At 70.2% G+C, this 1,875-nt stretch carries 1 protein-coding gene and 1 pseudogene; one reads left to right on the top strand and one right to left on the bottom strand.

Annotated features, from left to right (window positions below; all coding sequences use genetic code 11):
* Positions 1 to 130 (bottom strand): annotated as a pseudogene (locus tag GEV07_30910) (integrase/recombinase).
* 1,629 nt (positions 131 to 1,759) lie between these two features.
* On the opposite strand from GEV07_30910, the gene GEV07_30905 reads away from it, so the two are divergent.
* Positions 1,760 to 1,875, top strand: a 116-nt coding sequence (locus GEV07_30905) for a transposase (protein ID MQA06918.1), incomplete at its 3' end; no start/stop codon positions are given.

Raw genomic sequence — 1,875 nt, 5'->3', positions numbered from 1 at the left:
GGTTGAAGAACACCGGGTGGTCCTCACGGCCTGGGCTGTCGAGATGCCGCTCGGCGAGGTAGGCGGCCAGCAGCGTCGTCGTGTTGGCGTCGATGGGGACGTGACGAGTCTTGCGTCCTTTGCCGGTCAAGGCGGCCATGGTGTCGCTTGCCACGGTGATGGGACCAGGGCCTTGCCATGACCTTGGGACCACCTGGCGGCCTGGGAAGACCAGACCGACTGGCGCGATCTGATCACCGCCGCAGCTGCCGGCCGATCCCGGGCGAAAACGGCCCCCGGGACGCACCTGCCGCATTTGAGCCCCGGTCTGCTGGTGCTGATCTGCGCCGACGTGCTCCGCCCCAGCATCGGCTGGCTGCTGCGCTTCGCCCCGGCCCGCCGGGGGTTGGCCATCGAGATGGCCCGCTGCCGGGACACGGCCGCATTCGCTGCGCTCTCCGAGCTGTGCACGCAGGGGCGGGTCGGGTTGCAGACCGGGCAGCAGGCGCTGACCCGGGTCGCGGTCATCCTGGCCGCCAAGGGCGGGCCAGTCGCCGAGCTGCGGGTTGGTGACTGCGTCGAACTCCTGCAGGTCGCCGCCGGCATGCGCGGACGTCCGAGGTGCACGCGCACAGCCCGCTGTTCTATCAACTGCTGCGCAGCCACGGTGTGCTGGGTGAGGACGCGCCCGCCGCGATCGAGATGTTCTCCGGCCGCGGGCAGCCCAGCTGCGAGCAGCTGATCGACCGGTACCGGATCGCCTACCGCCCGGTGCGTGACGTGCTGGTGGACTACCTGCGTGAACGCCAGCCGTCGCTGGACTTCTCCTCGCTGCAACGCTTCGCCTACCTGCTCGGGAAGCTGTTCTGGGCCGACCTGGAGGCTCACCACCCCGGCATCGACTCGCTCAAGCTGCCCCGCGACGTGGCCGCGGCCTGGAAGCAGCGGGTAATGACGCGGGCCCGCACGACAACCAGCCCCAACGGCGAGCAGGTCCGGCTGAGCGCGACCCGGCTGGACGGGCGCAGCGTGCTGTCCGCGGTGCGTGCCTTCTATCTCGACATCGCCGAGTGGGCCGACGACGACCCGGCCCGGTGGGGCCCGTGGGCGGTGCGCTGCCCGGTCAGCGCCAGCGACGTCTCCCACAAGAAGGACCGGTCACGGCGCAAGTCCCGCATGGACCAGCGCACCCGCGAACGGCTGCCGGTGTTGCCGGCGCTGGTGTCCTGGGTGGAGGCCGAACGGGTCCGCACCGCCGAGCTGCTCACCGGCGCCGAACGTACCCAGCCCGGCGAACTGTTCACCGCCGCCAGCGGCGAGACACTGCGCCGCACGGTGATGAGCACCGAGACCACCGGCCGCATCTGGGCCGAGAATCCCGACAGCGGCCACCGCCGCGACCTCAGCTTCAAAGAACACCGCGGGTTCTGGACCTGGGCGATGGTGGAAGTGCTGCGCCACACCGGGATCCGGATCGAGGAGCTGACCGAACTGTCGCACCACAGCCTGATCCACTACCGGCTGCCAGCCACCGGGGAACTCGTCCCGCTGCTGCAGATCACCCCCTCCAAGACCGACGCCGAGCGGCTGCTGGTCATCTCACCCGAACTCGCCGACGTACTCTCGGCCGTCGTCACCAGGATCCGCGGCGAGCAGCCCCACGTGTCACTGGTGGTCTCCTACGACAAGAACGAACGCGTCTACAACCCGCCGATGCCGCTGCTGTTCCAATGGCGGCGGCGGCTGGAGATCCTGTCCTGGGCCCTTCGAGGATCTCGAGGTGATTCGCCAAGACGCGGCGATGCCGGTCTCGAGATTCACGGCCTTGCTCGGCATCCCGCGCCGCTCCTACACCCGGTGGCAGGCGCGTGCCCGCGCCGCCGCGGCGGGCCCGTT

Source organism: Streptosporangiales bacterium, from assembly GCA_009379825.1.
In the GTDB taxonomy this organism is placed as follows: domain Bacteria; phylum Actinomycetota; class Actinomycetes; order Streptosporangiales; family WHST01; genus WHST01.
The sequence above is the reverse complement of the archived record's forward strand: the minus strand, read 5'-3'. Positions and strand labels throughout refer to the sequence as shown.